10 protein-coding genes and 1 pseudogene are annotated in these 17,150 nt (G+C 51.0%); 8 read left to right on the top strand and 3 right to left on the bottom strand.

What is annotated here, in order from left to right; translation table 11 throughout:
- Positions 1 to 10: 10 nt before the first annotated feature.
- From NST69_RS30480 to NST69_RS30460, 5 genes and pseudogenes are all read left to right on the top strand, one after another.
- Positions 11 to 1,330: an ABC transporter substrate-binding protein gene (locus tag NST69_RS30480; RefSeq protein ID WP_342547944.1), complete on the top strand. Its 1,320-nt coding sequence runs from the start codon at positions 11 to 13 to the stop codon at positions 1,328 to 1,330.
- Between the two features lie 24 nt (positions 1,331 to 1,354).
- Positions 1,355 to 2,053, top strand: coding sequence for a response regulator transcription factor (locus tag NST69_RS30475; protein ID WP_036722890.1), 699 nt, complete (start codon positions 1,355 to 1,357; stop codon positions 2,051 to 2,053).
- Positions 2,046 to 3,052 (top strand): annotated as a pseudogene (locus NST69_RS30470) (HAMP domain-containing sensor histidine kinase). Before NST69_RS30475 ends, NST69_RS30470 begins: the two are co-directional and overlap by 8 nt.
- Before the next feature lie 24 nt (positions 3,053 to 3,076).
- Positions 3,077 to 5,581, top strand: a complete 2,505-nt coding sequence (locus NST69_RS30465; protein WP_342547943.1) for a hypothetical protein — start codon at positions 3,077 to 3,079, stop codon at positions 5,579 to 5,581.
- A gap of 329 nt (positions 5,582 to 5,910) precedes the next feature.
- The gene (locus tag NST69_RS30460) at positions 5,911 to 7,602 is read left to right on the top strand and encodes an ATP-binding protein (RefSeq protein ID WP_342547942.1); all 1,692 of its coding nucleotides are present in this window, start codon (positions 5,911 to 5,913) and stop codon (positions 7,600 to 7,602) included.
- Between the two features lie 282 nt (positions 7,603 to 7,884).
- On the opposite strand, the gene NST69_RS30455 is transcribed toward NST69_RS30460, so the two are convergent.
- Positions 7,885 to 8,286, bottom strand: coding sequence for a Rid family hydrolase (locus NST69_RS30455; RefSeq protein ID WP_342547941.1), 402 nt, complete (start codon positions 8,284 to 8,286; stop codon positions 7,885 to 7,887).
- Between the two features lie 556 nt (positions 8,287 to 8,842).
- On the opposite strand from NST69_RS30455, the gene NST69_RS30450 reads away from it, so the two are divergent.
- Complete coding sequence (locus NST69_RS30450) at positions 8,843 to 10,915, top strand: TerD family protein (protein ID WP_342547940.1); 2,073 nt, start codon at positions 8,843 to 8,845, stop codon at positions 10,913 to 10,915.
- Positions 10,916 to 10,993: 78 nt separating this feature from the next.
- On the opposite strand, the gene NST69_RS30445 is transcribed toward NST69_RS30450, so the two are convergent.
- Positions 10,994 to 11,491, bottom strand: a complete 498-nt coding sequence (locus NST69_RS30445) for a hypothetical protein (RefSeq protein ID WP_342547939.1) — start codon at positions 11,489 to 11,491, stop codon at positions 10,994 to 10,996.
- A 29-nt stretch (positions 11,492 to 11,520) separates the two neighbouring features.
- Positions 11,521 to 15,072, bottom strand: coding sequence for a DUF3289 family protein (locus NST69_RS30440; RefSeq protein WP_342547938.1), 3,552 nt, complete (start codon positions 15,070 to 15,072; stop codon positions 11,521 to 11,523).
- 380 nt (positions 15,073 to 15,452) lie between these two features.
- Between NST69_RS30440 and pnuC the strand changes: the two genes are divergently transcribed.
- Both pnuC and NST69_RS30430 read left to right on the top strand, forming a co-directional pair.
- A complete protein-coding gene (gene pnuC / locus NST69_RS30435; RefSeq protein ID WP_342547937.1) occupies positions 15,453 to 16,130 on the top strand; it encodes a nicotinamide riboside transporter PnuC in 678 nt (225 codons plus the stop codon).
- Entirely contained in the window at positions 16,127 to 17,137 is a 1,011-nt protein-coding gene (locus NST69_RS30430; RefSeq protein WP_342547936.1) for an AAA family ATPase, read from the top strand. Before pnuC ends, NST69_RS30430 begins: the two co-directional genes overlap by 4 nt.
- The last annotated feature ends 13 nt before the right edge of the window (positions 17,138 to 17,150 follow it).

Here is a 17,150-nt window from a genome sequence, read left to right as displayed (position 1 = left end):
GTAGTGAAAGATGAAGTTGATTAACAAAATGGGCTGGCTGGGGATGAGCCTTGCTTTTACAACGATAATGTCAGCATGCAGTTCAGGGAGCAGTGCAGAAGCTCCAAGCACCGGGGGGAAGACGGTGCTTACGTTATCGGTTCAGCAGGATAGTGAGTTCTACCGTGCGGTAGAGCAGAAGTTTGAACAGGCCTACCCTGATATTGACTTGCAGGTGCAGGCTTACAAGGCGATCGGTGAGAAAGCGCAGGATTATGAGAAATACATCAAAAGCACCGGAACGGCACTGCTCTCGGGCAAAGGCGCCGATATTTACGAGACCAGCACTCTGCCGGTCAGTGATTACGTAAACAAGCAGCTGTTCCTGAATATGGACGATTACCTGAAGCAGTCACAAACGCTGAAGCAGGAGAATCTGGAGCTTAATGTGCTGAACGCCCTGAAGCTGAACGGGGGCACCTATCTCATCCCTTCCGGGTACAATCTGAGAGCTTTCATTGGAGACGGGGATGCGCTTAAGAATGCGAATGTGGACGATAAGAGCTGGACCTGGCAGCAATTCAGCGGGATTGCCAAACCGATAATTGAAGCCGGGCAGAAGGCAGGGTCCGGGCACCGCTTCGCGCTCCAGGAGTATCCGCCGGAGATGCTGCTTCAGGAGATGGTCGTGGACGGCTATAACCAGTTCGTAGACGCTGCGGCGCGCAAAGCCAAATTCGATTCCCCTGCCTTCATATTTATGATGCGGCAGATTAAAGAGATGTATGACGATGGAGTGATGAGCGCCGGCTCGGGGGAAGCCGATAATCAATTGTTCTATTCGGCCGTTCTGCAAACCCCGGCTGATTTCGTCAATGTTCCGTATGCTTACTTCACCAATCCGCAGCTGCTGGATAAGCCGCATAGCGGAAATTCCGGCACCATGCGGATTATTCCGGTCTCCACCTTCTCAATCCAGGCCAAATCGCCGGTGGCAGAACAGGCTTGGAAGTTCATGGAATTCCTGCTGTCAGAGGAAGTGCAGAACCTGCAGCGTGAAGAAGGCTTCTCCCTGCTGAAGTCGGTAAACGACAAGCAGCTTGGCGAGCTTCAGCAGGAAGTGAAGGGCGGGACGTATAAGCTTCCAGACGGCAAGTCTGCAAGTGTGCCTGACGAGCAATTCAAGGTATTCAGAGAGATGATGAATACTGCGGATAACTTCGCCATGCTGGATGTCAAAATTCTGAACATCGCGGGAGAAGAGGCGGTCTCCTTCTTCAGCGGACAGAAGACAGCGGAGGAAGTGGCGAAGCTGATTCAGAACAAGGCAACTACCTACTTGAACGAATAGATTCAGGTCTAGGAGGGTTCCGGTATGAAGCGAGTTACTATTCTGATCGCAGAGGACGAGAAAGAGATTGCCGGCCTGATTGCCCTGCACCTGGAGAAGGAAGGGTATCACTGCATTCAGGTATTCGACGGCCAAGCGGCCGTGCAGGCTATTCAGTCCCAATCCATTGATCTGGCCATCCTGGATATTATGATGCCGAAGCTGGACGGATACGAGGTCACCCGCCAGGTGCGGGTGAAGCATAATCTGCCGATTATTTTCCTCAGTGCCAAGACCTCTGACTTCGATAAGATTACGGGTCTTGTCATGGGCGCGGACGATTATATGATCAAGCCCTTCAATCCGATGGAGCTGCTGGCCCGGGTCAATTCCCAGTTACGGCGCTCCCTGCAGTTCAGCCAGCCTCCGGGTGCCCATCTGACTTCGGTTCTGGAGCTGGGCGGGCTGATCATCTCCCCTGACCAGCACACCGTTACGCTGTATGGCGAAGAGATTGACCTTACGCCGAAGGAATTCGACATCCTCTATCTGCTGGCGAGCCACTCGAAGCAGGTGTTCAGTGCAGAGAGTATCTTTCAGCAGGTATGGGGCGAGGCGTACTATGAGAGCGGGAATACAGTGATGGTACATATCCGCACCCTGCGCCGGAAGCTGGGAGAGGATCAGAACAAGGAACGGTTCATCAAGACCATCTGGGGTGTCGGGTACACGTTCAATGCCTAAGAGAAGCCGGGGCTTCAGAACCAGACTGGTTCAGTTACTGGGCGTAAGCATGCTGCTCTCCGCCGGTTCATCTACAGGATCGGAGACTTCAATGTGTCTCTGATGCTGTTCATTCCAATCATGCTGATCTTATTCTTCATGTTCACCAAGCCGTACATCCGCTACCTTAACGAGATTTCCAAGGGGATTCATCATCTGGCGGGCGGAGATTTCCAGAATCAGGTGCGGATTGCCTCCAGGGATGAGTTCAGCGCCATCGCAGAGGATCTGAATGTGGCCGGAGCCAAGCTGCAGGAGGCCGTACAAAGAGGTGATTTCGCTGAGAGCAGCAAGGACCAGCTAGTCGTCAATCTGGCGCATGATCTGCGTACACCGCTGACGTCTGTTCTCGGATATTTGGATCTGATTCTGAGGGATGAGCAATTACCAGTGGAGACGATCAGACATTATGCGACGATTGCCTTCACCAAGTCCCAGCGGCTGGAGAAGCTGATTGACGGGCTGTTCGAGATCACCAGGATGAACCATGGCACACTGCCTGTGGTGAAGACATATCTGGATATTACCGAATTGCTGCGGCAATTGAACGAGGAGATGTACCCGTTATTCGAGCATAATGGCCTGACCTCCCGGCTGAATGTGACTCCTGGCCTAATGATCTACGGGGACGGGGATCTGCTGGTACGGGTCTTAGGCAATCTGCTGACCAATGCCGCCCGTTACGGACAGGAAGGCGGTTATGTGGATATTAACAGCCGCCCTGATTCAGGTTCAGTAGCGGTTGAGATCATCAATTACGGAAATCCCATTCCGCCGGAGGAGCAGCCGCATATCTTCGAGATGTATTACTCGGGGGACCGGGCACGGACACATCAGGAGGGCGGGACCGACCTGGGACTGTTCATTGCACGCAATATTGTAGAGCAGCATGACGGGAGCCTATCTGTAGAGAGCAATGAGCTGCGGACGAGGTTCGAGGTCCGGCTGCCGCAAGCTTAAGCGAAGTTAAGGGAGGAGAGAATTATGAATCATACCACTAGAAAATATGCTGTCGCCATGCTAAGCCTGGCGGTTCTCAGCCAGTCCATCGCCTTCGGAGCCTATGCGGCGGCCGGGCCTTCAGCGGGAAAGGCGGCTACAGCCGCCGTGTCCACGCTGGAGGGACTGGGGGCGGTCTCCTTGAAAAGCGGCGTGAGTGTGAAGCTGCTGAACGCTGCGCTACAGCCTCAGGAGAGCGGGAATATACTCACGTACACCTTGAATTACTACAACGGAACGGGCAGCAACGTAAGCCTGATCGATTATTTCGCCAAGGTCACCACTTCAAGCGGCGCAGTTATTCAAGGCAAGCCAGTGACAGACAGTGCTGCCGTCAAATCCATTCCGGCTAATAGCAGCCAGTCGGTCACGTATTATGTCAATGCGGGTAAGGCTGCCAAAATAACCGGAGTCCGAATCGCCCTGTTCGGCTGGGACTTCAGCCAGGTGAATTACCAGAAGAAGCTGGGGACGTTCACGATTCCGGGTTCCTACTCGGTAGCCACCGCCAGAGGGCAGAGCAAGAAGCTGGTCCTGGCGGGTGTGCCGGTAATCAGTAAGGCCGAGAGCCTGCAGATCGTTAAGGCTAACGGAAAAGTGTATGCCAGGGTGGGCATCAGCTTCGCCAATTCGGGTACCAAGGTGCTTAAGGACACGGGCCTGAAGGGATATCTGATATCCTCGGGAGGCTCCAGATTTGAACTGAATGCCGCTCCTGCCGATTACCAGATTCAGCCCAAGGAGAAACGGACCGTGCAATATCTGGCGGACATTCCCTCCTATACGAAGACGGATAATATGTCCTTGCAGTTCGTCCAGGAAGACAGCGCGCTGCAGCTGAACCTGCCGGTAGCCGAGTATAAGCTGCCTGCTGCACAGTCGCCCAACTTCACCGTACCCGCTAATGCCGTCGCGAAGCTTAAGGTTGCTAACAATACAATTGAGACGCAGCTCGCAAGCGCGGCGGTGTATTCGGAGGATCACCTGGCGAAATGGAGCCTGAAATTCCGGGTGCGCAACACAGGCAACCAAGCGGTGACGATTCCGGCCTACCCCTTCAGCCTGACGACTGCCGAAGGGTACAGCTATCCGGTCAGCAATAAGGCACTGGCCGGTCTGAGTCTGAAGCCGCTGGAGGAGCGGGTAGTCGAACTCAGTGCAGAGCTGCCCCTGAAGCTTAATCAGGGAGTGCTCCAGCTGCAGATGAACGAGCCGGCCGAAGAGGGCCGAATCGCCTTCCCGGCGGCTTACTATCAGATTCCCTACTCCTTACAGCCGAATCATCTGCTGGCGACTGAGTACCCCGTGCAGAACAGTCTGGGTACCTTTGTAGTGAAGCTGGAATCGGTGGAACGCCTGCCATGGTTGGACCGCGATCAGGTCGTGACTAAGATCAGCCTCCGCAACTCAGGGTCCACGAATGTGCAGCTTCCGGCCCTTACAGCGCTTCTGAAGGCGGGGGATCTAGATATCAGCGGCAGTTCGCAGATGGTGATCGAAGGCTCCAAGAGCCAATTGGCCCCGCAGGAGACAGCGGTTCTGTATATTACGGGGAACCTTCCCTATTCTTATAATCTGACGAAGCTGAAGGTGATCCTCCAGTATCCTTCGGAAGAGACCCAGGCGAATTTCCTCACGCTGTTCACCAGCCAGGTGGAGAATACCTTAAGAACCGTAGCGGCCGGTGAACCCTTCCGTCTGGAGCTGGCCGGGAAGAAGGCAGAGATTCTGGAGCGGCAGAGCCGGATCTATCCGGGCACGGATTCCAAGCTGATCTATACCGAGCTGGTGATGACCAACGAGGAACTACGCAAGACCCAGCCGGCGCAACTGGTGGGGTATTACCGGACCCCGGATCGACAGTATTTCGAGGCGGTAATCTCTCAGTCCGCCGCGGCCCTGAACCCCAAAGAGAAGAGTCTCGTAACCGTCTGGAGCAAGCTTCCTACGGAGATCAATGCGTCAGATCTAACCCTCTTCCTCGGGGAAGGCATCGCCGAAGGCAAGCTGACCGCACCCGGCGCAGTGCCGACCGCTTACATCCAGACCGTGGGCCTGGGGCTGAGTCCGGTCAATCCTGCTCCGCAGCCGTCCCTTCAGAAGCTGGACCTGTTCCCGTACTCCCTGTCCGTTAACCAGGTGACCGCTACGATGCCTGAAGACCGGGAGTCCATAGAGGTACAGATGAACTACCGGTTAACCCGCAGTGAGCAGTATGTTGCTGAGGCGAATGAGCATAAGCTCGTAGCCGAGCTGATCGATCCGTTCGGGCAGCCGTCTGAGCAGCTTCTGCCTCTGGGAGACGGACCGGCTGGTGCGGGAGCCACAGGCAGCTTGTCCTTCCCGCTGAACAACAAAGCATACAAGGCCCTTAACGGCGGCACGGTGCGGGTGAACATCTATGACGAGTTCCAGGGCAAACGCATTCTGCTGGGCAGCCAGAATTATGCTGTGGTGTATGAGCGGCCTGCGCCGAAGAAGGCGGAGTGATATGAAGTTGGAATGAACAGCGTAAGGATGACAAGAGGAGACTAGACAGGTCTCTTTAAGAGAGCTGCCTATGTAGGCAGATAAGGAACAGGCCGTATCCAGAGGAAGGATAGCGGCCTGTTTTCTACAGTATAGAAAAGTGCATACTGCGATTAAGTAAAAAGTGAAATTATTCAGGACAGAAATGGAAGACATATGGGATAATAAAGCAATATAAGGTGAGTGGATAGAGAAGACGGAGTTGCATGAGCTTGGGTTAAACGTAAATAGTAATGACAAAACTATACAGTACGAGATTTGCATTTTAACAAAGAAGGGAGAGCGCGATAATGAAGTCTAAGATCGAAATCATATCTTTGCTGGATCAGTTGGATATTGTAGTCGCTGACGATCTTGAAGGGCAGGATTTGGATTTTAAGGAATGGGGCAATCGCAGCTTAAATGATAACCTCTCTCTTATGGTGAAAATGGCAGTTTGTATGGCTAATGGAGGTGGAGGTACAGTCGTCTTCGGTGTGGCTGATCGCGTTAGAGGAAAGAGTAATGCCCTAATTGGTGTGCCGTATGAGGTGGATGTGCTTACTTTACAGAAGTGTGTATACGAAAGAAGCGAACCCCATATAACGCCTGTATTTGAAGAGATCCGAATCTTTGAAGGTACAGGGAGAATTCTTCTGATGCATGTGTATCCCGGTATACCCCCATACACCTTAACAGACGGCGCTGCAACAATTAGACAAGGAAAAGATTGTATTCCATTCACAGGTACTTTAAGAAGACAACTGGTTGAGACAACAGGTCAAGTGGATTTAACTGCAGAGATTGTTTACGAAGACTGGAAAGATAACATATCTCCATCTGCAGTCGAACGGATAAGAGAAATGATGTCTGCTGAGAGAGCGCCTGATGGACTAAAAGATTTAAATGATGAGGATTTACTTAGCTCAATCGGAGCATTGAAAGGAAATCACCTTACAAAAGGCGCAATTCTCCTTGTTGGAAGGCCTGATGCAATTGCTCGTCTAGTACCTGAATATCGTTGGTCCTACCGCAAGATGATGAGTGATACAGACTACTCCCATCGTGACGATGGAACGCAAGCAATACCTATTGCATTACACGAATTAGAACGTTTTATAGCTGTGGACAATCCAATGGTGACAATCGAATCTGGATTAGTGCATCCAGAGTTCAGCACTTACCCTCGAATTGCACTACGTGAAGCGTTGCTAAATGCGTTCGGTCATCGCGATTTTAGAATGATAGGTGCAGTGATGCTTAAACATTATCGAGATAAGCTAATCATAACTAATCCTGGCCAGTTCATAGGCGGAATAACCCCTCTAAATATTCTCCATCATCCTCCAGTAGCTAGAAATAATCATCTGATGGACTTGTTGGATCGCTTAAAACTCGTTAACCGTTCTAATCTGGGTGTCTCCCGCATTTACCGCTCTCTATTAGTTGAGGGTAAGGAGCCACCGATATACAGGGAAGTGGGAAACCATATCGAACTAACATTCACAGCTTCCCCTTTAAATACTGGTTTTATGAACTTGATTAATAAAGTGACTGAAAGTAATCAGCTTGTTGATGTCGATCATCTTCTGATTATTCAGTACTTGATGCGGCATGAAGATATTGATACGCATAATGCTGCTCTAGTCACACAAAGAAGTCTGGAGCAAGCAAGGGAATTGCTTAGTAGACTTGCACACAACATGAATCTAATTGAATCTGTCGGTCGTGGGAGAGGACGCTACTACACTCTAACCAGAACGGCATATGAGCATCTGAAAGGTAACATGACGTATGAGCGACAACAGAGCTTGGATAAAGAAGCTATTAAGATTCGGTTACTATCAATCTTGCGGGAGCGAGAGCTAACGAATAGAGAGATTAGGCAGATGACAGGTCTAACCAGTAAACAGGTTCAGCGAGTTATAAAAGACCTTGCGACAGATGGAGTTAAAGTTATAGGTCATGGAATGGGCGCTAGGTATGTATTAAATCGGGAATAGAGACAATTAAGGACGGAATAAGGACAGAATAAGGACATTAGATACATATGATAACCAAGGATGGACAGGTTTTAACGGAAAGAATTAGGACAAGTAAAGATTGAATAGGGACAATTGGATAAGGAGTGGATGCATGGAATTGTTCTCTTCTAACAAATGAGTTTTGCTTTTGTCATGATATGCTGAACCTTATCATAATTCATGGGTAAAAAAATAAAACCCAAAACAAGCCTCTAGAATACTTCTAGGGCTTGTTTTGGGTGTATTAATTTACGCTACGCTCTAACCAGCGGCCCAAACATCCAATTCGATCTTCAATTCAGGCAGGCCTAATCCCTGGATGTAGGCAACCGTCATGGAGGGAGGCGTAGGGCCGAACACTTCATTCCAGATGGAATAGAAATGATCCCAATCGATTTCCTCCGTGGCCCAGATGTTGATTTTGATGACATGATCGGGGGTCAGCCCTTGAGAGGACAAGATGTCTACAATATTGCTCATCGTATTGGTTACTTGCAGATTGAAATCGGCAGGGATATTGTTGTTCTGATCGATCCCGATTTGACCGGAAAAGACATACATTTCAGCGTCTCTGCTGATCTTAGTGACATGGCTGTAGCTTCCAACCGGTTTTGCTATATTTTCCGGATTATATCTTTGAATGACATTGTTATTTAGGCTCATTGCTTATAAGTCTCCTTTTAAATGGGCTGTTTTTTGTAGTATTACTTCATATTGGACAGACCTATCCCGTCAACATGAATTCTAGAAAAAAACAGCAGTCGAATACCCGATTCCAGCAGACAGATGTTGAATAGATCTCTTTTTCATCAGGTATCCCTCCTAAACATTTAAAATTTAACTTACTTTATAAATGATAACATACCCTCAAGAAAAACAAAAATACAAGGTGCGATAAGGTGCGGGACGAGCTATAAGTTAAAATTTCCCTCTGTCGTAATACTTCCGCCCTGTTGGCCTGCTGGACCGTGTGCGATGATGGATTCATCAAACGGCGGCAAGATCGCCGGGAGATCTTCAGGCTATTGCGGTCCTTCCTTCTACTCAATTGGATGAATTAGGGCCGCAGCTCTCCTGAAGGATGCTTACTCAGAGAGGAGGCGTCCAGGCTATTGTATTCCTTCCTTCTACCCATGGACTGAAACCGAGTAGGGATACGGCTCTCCTGGACACTTTTACTATGCAAATAAACCGAATCTACCTGCGTAGAGCAGGCAAAATGATGCTGAAACACACACCTGACGCTGCTGGCACGAAGAAGCTCCCGAAGGGGTACTTGGCCGCAGCTCTCCGCAATCTGCAGGGGCTTGGGTATACCCTGTCGCCTGCCTTGTTCCGGGCGGTCCAGAAGCTGTCCCGCGAAGCCTTTGAGCAACTGTACTATCCGCTGATTGCAGATGTAAGACGGATGGTTGGCGCGCATGTGCATTACGCACCGATGTATCCGGGGTTCCCGGAGCAGGTCATGCAGGAGGATGAAGCGGAGCTGTATTTCAATGCGATGTTCCATTATTACACCTGGGAGCTTCCATACGCTGATTCCGTGCAGCGAACACCCCTTGAGGATCATGTGAAGCTGAAGGTCATTGACCTGGGCAGCATCACGGAGTTCCGGACCCTAATCCGCCAGCTGATGGAGGCCAGAGGCTCGATCTCGGCAGAGGATCAGAAGGATATCGATACTGTGATTGCGAATACAGCCAACGAAGAGCTGGATGAACTCCTGCCGCAGGAGATCCCGTTCAAGGAGAATGCCGGATTCGTAGCAGCGTCGCTGCTTAAGCATGGTAAGGCGGATGCAGCCAGAATAAGTCCCTATTTCATGACAGCAACCGATGTGCTGCGGCTGGCGGTGGCCTGGTCGGAAGGCGATGTTAGTCTGGCCTTGCCCACCCGCTTCCGCAAGTTCAAGCGTAGTGAACGCCGGCTGTTGCTGGGGCTCTTGGAACGGTGTCAGACGATCACCGAGGATATGCTGCGATACAGGGAGCGCTGGATTCGTCTCGGCGAGATCCTGCATCCATCTGAATACAAGCAGCGGTATAAACGCTGTGAGGAAGCTTTTGATATCCTGCGCAACAACAAAGCCTTCACGACCTTTAACGGAAGTGTGGAGCTTGCCCTTCAGTATCACCAGATGTGGACGGCGCTGGATCTGCTGGCGCAGCGTCCGGGTGAATTCGCCCGAAGATTGGCGAAGCTGCTGCGGATGACCCGGGAGCCTGAGTATGTCGTGATGGCCTTCGGCGAAGTAGCCGATCAGGTATCGACCCCGGTGCTGCTGCAGGTGATGAACTACTTCGAGCGCCAGCGGGAGCAGCCGGAGCTGAGGGTGTTTTTCCCCAAGGGAAATGTCGCCAAAGCCTGGGCCACCCCTAATACCCTGCCGGAGATAAGTGAAGAAGCCTGCCGGGATATTGCGGATCTCTGCGAGCAGACGCTGGTGGCACGGTTCGCTGTCCGGCCTTCCTTAGGAAAGGTATATGTGGATGAGCGTCTGAAGGACTATCTTGTGCCGTTCACCCAGCGGTCAGCCAGCAAAGCACTGCATACGCTGGTACGGGGAAGCCGGATTCCGCTGGAAGAAGGGAACACGGTCCGTTTCTTCTGCTGGTGGAAGGAAGGGAAGATGGACGGTACCTCTACAGGCCGCGTTGATATTGATCTGTCAGCAGTGATGTATGATAAGAATTGGAATTATATGGAGCATATTTCTTATACGAATCTTCGCTCGGCACAATATCATGCAGCCCATAGTGGGGATATTGTAACGGCGCCCTACGGGGCCAGTGAGTTCATTGATCTGCATATTCCTTCTATTGTTGAGTATGGCGGAAGGTATGTAGTGGCGACTCTCCATTCCTTCACAGGACAGCCGTACTGCAATCTGCCGGAGTGCTTTACGGGCTGGATGATGCGGAAGAAGCCAGGGTCCGGTGAAATCTATGAGCCAGCCACGGTGTCGAACAAGATTGATGTCACGGCGGATACCCAACTCGCCATTCCTGTGATACTGGATCTGGTGGAGCGGACCGTGATCTGGACAGATTTGTCCCTGACCAGAGATCCGTTCTATGCTAACAACGTGGAGGGGAACCAGAAGGGGATGGTGATCATCGGCAAGGCGATAACCTCCTTGAAGAAGCCCGATCTGTATGATCTGTTCACGCTGCATGCCAAGGCCCGAGGTGAACTGGCCGCATCCCCACAGCAGGCCGATACCGTATTCTCGGTAGACCAGGGAGTGACTCCGTACCACATCGAGCAGATTATGGCCGAATATGTGGTGTGAGCAGAGCGGGCAACCGGTTTGTTCAAAAGAAAGGGTGTCTCAGCCATTACACATGGCGTGGGACACCCCTTTTTTAAATTACTCTATCTCAATCCCATACCAGCCGTCTGCAAGTGGAGTCAGCTTATACTTAACCGGCTCTGTCGCATACGCCTGCTCCATCATGCTCTGACTTGCGCAATACACGATATGATAGGTGGGACCATGCTCCCTTTCCCAGTCGAATACGAACCGGAGGAGCGGCTTCCCGTCCTGTCTGCTGAAGCGCACGAAGTCCAGGCTGTCTCCGGACCATGCAGCGATCTTCCGGATCTTGTCTTGCAATTCCGTATTCATACTGTCATGGAATGGAGGGACGGCATTATTAGAGTAGATGAACGTATTCCCGATATCGCTCAGCTCATCCAGGCTGTCCATCAGCAGCAGGGTCTCCGTCTTCACAGCATCAAACTGCGCGCGGTGCTCCCGGAAAATATCATATTTCGCCATGGAGGGGTCGTACATGATGATGAAGCCTGCCGCCGCAAGCATCAGTATAACTGTAATGCCAAGTAAGACTCGTGTCCTGACACTCAATAGCTTCACCTGCCTAGATTGGATTGAAATTAATACACGGAGCCGCTAAAAGGCAGCTCGTAGTCAATCGTTGTAATGAACGGTACATATTTGCCGTTGAACCGTTCGTAGTGCTGCAAAGTGAACCAGTCCACAAATCCCGGATTATTAATCTCATCATCAGCATCCAGGCCGAAATGATCGTAGAAATGGAACACCAGCTTGCCGCTGAATTGACCTCCGTTGCTGTTGAAGTCCTTAATGGTAATATTATGACCATGGAAGGCATGGATAGCCAGAGATAACGCCAGATTGGTCTTCTCCGTAAATACCGGATACGGGCTGGTCGAGAATTGATTCACGTAACTATACACCACATTCCGGTTGCTGTTCGGATCAAATTTTAGTCTGGACAGATCACCGTTATTACTGCGCAGCTCCTGCACAACAAAATTCTTGATTAATTGTACATAGTTCTGGGTGCTGGCGTCCGTGATGACGGCATTATCCAGCTTGCTGTTATGATACTTAATATATTTGCTGGTATCGAAGGTGTCACCAAGGGTTACCGAGGTTCCTTCATTAATGGTTTTGTTGTACTTGAACGTTGAGATCAGATCGCCAAGAACGAATTTCATATCATCCGTTGCACCTATTGTGCCGACAACGAACAGGAGAGCCATCTCGCCCCAGATCATAGGCTCGGAAGTAATTCTGGCCACCGAGAATACCGGGCCCAGCTTGAGTAATTCAAAATACGTATAGTCATTGAACGTCAGGTCATCGGAGACTGGGGAAGTTCCCTGCGGTGCTTTCTTAAGAATTCCTTCTCTGTTATCAGATTGAAGGATCAGGGCCTCCCTTACATCTGGAACCAGTCTTCTGCTGTCCACCGCATCGTTCAAGCCGTCGCCGTCCGTATCGGCCAGGTTGGGATTGGAGTACAAATAGGCGTAGACCTTGTCGCCGGATTTAACAATACGGATCTCTTGTCCGTCCTTAAGCCCGTCGTTATCGCTGTCTGCATCCAGATAATTCAACCTTATTGCCGCACCGCCAGTACCAACACGCAGTCTTCCGGCCTGCATCTCCTTCTCATGATAATCGCTGATGCCATCCTGGTCTGTATCCTTGTACAGATCGGAAGTCTCGGCAATGGTATCGAAGATCCCATACAATTGGCTGGCATTACTTGCATGATAATAGCTGCCGCCGGTGCCCTGGGCCATGCTGGTCAGGACACTCGTCGAAATGCTGCTGCCCAGGCCTACCGTATAAATCACAATACCCTGATCGGCAGCCCGCTTGGTTAGTGCGGTGTCATAAGAGCCTTCCCCGTCAGTAAGCATAATAATGTACTTCAGAACATCCGCTCTGCTGGTGGTGGCGAACAGATTAATTGCACTGGAAATCCCGCTGCTCAGAGTCGTTCCGCCGTTCGCATCAATCCGCCCCGCAGCCTGACTCAGCACGGTCTTGTCTGAAGTGAAGCCGGATAATACCGTAGCATAGTCGTCAAAATCAACCACCGCCCCGCGGTCACTGTCCGTCAGCAGATCAACAAACTGCCTGGTTACGCTGATTCTCACATTGCTCCGGTCATTATCTGACATACTGCCCGATGAATCGATGACGAAGGCAATATCCATCCCCGCATAATGCTCCTGCCCCTCATCATACAGGAACTTATACAACCAGACCTGGTCGTATACTGTCTTGTTTAACAGAATGTACCTGGAGAAATGAGCCGTCTGGACCGAGATCGTATTCCCGGCCACCTGCTGATCCGGCAGCTCTTCGAACAGCTGCGACTCCTCATTGTAATAGTAGATTCGCGGCACAAAGCCTGCCTGACTCAGTAAGCTTTTATCAAACTCAAAGGAGATTGTCGCCTTCTCAAAGCTTCCATCGATGGAGAAATTGTAGCCTTGATCAATATATCCGGGAATAGTTGTATCATTAAGAATGCCATCTTGGACCGGCTGAACAGATAAGCTGTCTACCTGCTCCGCAGTGATCCCTTCTACAGCTACCGTTGGAACAGCCTTGCCCCCGACATCCTCTGCCTTCATTGTTCTTGCGAACTTCGTCTCAGGCACAAGCGGGTCGCTTCCGATCTGGTGTTCCCACGCGTCAGAGAGTCCGTCTCCATCGGTGTCGGCCTTCAGGGGATCGGTCTTGTGCTTATGGATCTCTTCGCCGTCCGTCAGGCCATCGCCGTCACTGTCCTCACTGATGAGGCTGGTGCCCAGCATCAGCTCCTCCAGGTTGGTTAATCCGTCCTTGTCGTAGTCTTCATCACCGTCAGCAGTCCCGTTCTTATCACTGTCCGGTTCAAGCGGATTCAGCTTCAGCACGAGCAGCCCATCCCGGTCGCTTAACCCGTCGCCGTCGGTATCCTTGCTGGTAGCGGAGAGGCCATAATGCTCCTCATAGTAATCGCTAATTCCGTCATTATCGCTGTCCTTCTCCCGGTCAATCCCGAGGTTATCCAGATTGCTCTCGTCGAAGTTCACGATAATATACGTCTTGGAGACCTCTGAGCCATCGTTTAACTGCGCGCTTAACTTCAGCAGATTATATCCGATGCCAAGTCCGATTCCTTCCACAGACCATGCTGCACTTACAGGGATCGTCCCTTGCTGGAGGACTGCTTTGTTTTTGTCCGTAATCTCATAATTGAAGGCCTTGACCTGTGATACTCCTCCTAGCGTTCCCGTCAGCTTGTCCATCTTGGAGGTCAGGAAGTAATAGTCTCCGTCCGGACTGTTCTGAAGCTGGAGACTGTACGTTTCAAGCTGCACGGAGACCCTGCCCGGCTCAGGCTCCGGGGATTCTTCCCCGGTTGAGATCTGCGTTAGCTGATAGCCCGAAGGCGCACTTACAACATTTCCCGGGTTCCCGGAGAAGCCTAGGATCAGTATCTCGCCCGGCTGAATGTTGGCATTATAGCCCGCATTATGTATGACGTAATGATTGCCGGTATGCCCGGTAATTTCAGCCGTCCAGAACCGGTCCAGGTTCCCGTCATAATCGAACTCCAGCGTCCAATCCTCAATGGCTGACTGCGATGTATTCTTAATGGCAATTTCGCCGTTAAAAGCGCTTCCCCAATCACTTGTCACTGTGAAGCTTGTCTCGTATTGCGCGCCCGGTACGATCTGTTCCGCGCCCTGCATTTCAAATGCTACAGGCAGCTGAAGCTCTCCTTCAAATGAAGCCGTGAAGCCGAAATTCACACTGCCACCCACCGGAATGTCCTGATTGCTGCCTGCATTCTTGATGGTATAAACTCCGTTCTCGTAGGACTGTACTTGTCCGTTCCAGATATTCGTAATCTCATAAGGGGATGTAAAACCAATACTCCAGTTCTCCAGCGTCCGGTTACCCGTATTCCTGATCGTAACATCTGCGTTAAAGGCGCCTTCCCACTTGGAGGAAATCGTGTAGATTACCTCATACCCCTCTCCTGTGTACGTTGTTTCCTGCCTGCCTCCCGTGTCTTCCTGAGCTAGAGCGGGCCTGAGCTGAAGAGAAGAGAATACCAATAACAGAATGGCAAATAAGATGAAGCTTCGTTTCATGATCCTTGTCTTGAACATTGCTGCCGTTCCTCCTTATATGATCGCTAATGGGGTGGATAATATGTAAGATCTTGGGGCATATAAATCTATCATATTTGCATAAAGAGGTTTAGGCAACAACAAATGGAAGAAAAGTAGAAGGACGTCAAAAATAGCCAGCTCATAGGCTGACTTGTACGTGTGAAGGAGGTTTTAATAGCTTCCTAATACCGCCGTTATCTAATCCTCCAAATGATTGGTTCTCAACAGGCGGCCGAAGACCGCTATCTCATAAGCTGTGGAAAATCGGGCTTGCATCCCGCCATAAATTCTGTTATTTTGATATTAACAAAATGTAATTATCAATTAGTTAATAAGTATTCAATTTCTTAGGATACAGAGGAATCGGAGGGATGAGCATGAAGAAGGCGTTAGGGAATTGGAGTAGGTTTGAACTCGCCTGGCTGGTGATATTTACGCTGATCGCGGTTGTTTTTACGGTGATGTCCAAGGATTCGCTCTTCGGGTTCACGGTCTTCATCACCGGGGTACTACGCGTGGTGCTGACGGCGAAGGGGGAGCTGGCGAGCTATGGATTCGGGATGTATAATACGTTCGGATATGCTTATTTGGCCTATATCAACGGATTATTCGGCGAGGTTATGCTGAATCTGCTATTCTTTGTGCCCATGAATATTGTAGGCTTTTATATGTGGAAAAGAAACATGCACGGCGGCAAGCTGTCCATGCGCCAAATGGAAACGAGGGGCATCCTGCTCACCGTTGCAGTCTGTGTGGCGGGAGCGCTGCTGCTGGGCTTCGGCTTATCGTTCATTCCCGCGCAGAATTCACCTTACATCGACGCCCTGACTACCGTGTTATCGGTAGTGGCAACGATTCTGATGGTGCGTCGTTTCAAGGAGCAGTGGCTGGTCTATATTGTGCTGAATATGTTCACCGTGCTGCTCTGGGTGATCCGGACGCTGGAAGGCAGCGGGGAGGGTCTGCTGATGATCGTGATGTGGAGCGCCTATCTGATCAATGCGGTCTACGGCTACTACAACTGGAACAAAGGGGCTAGGGAGGCGCTGTCATGAAAACACTTGGATTAACCCTCGGGAAGTTCGCGCCGCTGCATAAAGGGCACCAGTTCATGATCGAGACGGCGCTGCGGGAGGTTGACGAGCTGATTGTGGTGATCTATGAGACCAAGGTCTCTCCGGTACCGCTGCAGATCCGGGCCAACTGGATTCGCAGGCTCTATCCTGCGGTCCGGGTAATCGAGGCCTGGGATGGCCCCGATGGATACTCGGATGACAGGGAGCATGAAATCCGGGAGGAGCAGTATATTCTCGGGCTGCTGAAGGGCGAGCAGGTGACCCATTTTTATTCGAGTGAATTCTATGGAGAGCATATGAGTCTGGCGCTGGGTGCTATTGACCGGCGGGTGGATGAGGCGAGGGTGCAGGTTCCGGTATCGGCCACGATGGTCCGCTCGGACCCTTACCAATACCGGGGTTATGTCAGTGGGCTAGTGTACCGCGATCTAATTACCAAGGTCGTATTTGTAGGGGCGATGTCTACCGGTAAGTCGACGATCACCGAAGCGCTTGCCCGGAAATACGGTACGGCCTTTGCCAGTGAATACGGGCGGGATTACTGGGCAGAGCATCAGGTGGACCGCCGGATTGGGCTGGAGGCTTTTGACGAGATCGCGGTGGGGCATCTGGAGCGGGAAGAGCAGGCACTGCTTGACGCCAATAGGTATTTATTCGTCGATACGAATGCGATTACCACCTATATGTATGCGCTGGATTACCATGGGAAGGCACCCGAGCTGCTAACCCGGCTGGCCTTGGAGAACGCGCAGCGCTACGACCTGTTCTTCCTGTGCGACGATGATATTCCCTATGACGATACGTGGGACCGCAGTGGGGACCAGAAGCGGCAGGTGTTCCACAAGCAGATTATCGCAGACCTGAAGGAGAGGCGGATTCCCTATATTACTCTGAGAGGCACGCTTAAGGAACGTATAAGCAAGGTAGACAGTGTACTGGCAAAATTCAAGCCGTACGGGAATTATTACGGAGAGCTGGAGCATTGAACCAGAGACAGAG

It is taken from the genome of Paenibacillus sp. FSL P2-0089 (assembly GCF_038595095.1).
Taxonomy (GTDB): Bacteria; Bacillota; Bacilli; order Paenibacillales; family Paenibacillaceae; genus Paenibacillus_AQ; species Paenibacillus_AQ silagei.
The sequence above is the reverse complement of the archived record's forward strand: the minus strand, read 5'-3'. Positions and strand labels throughout refer to the sequence as shown.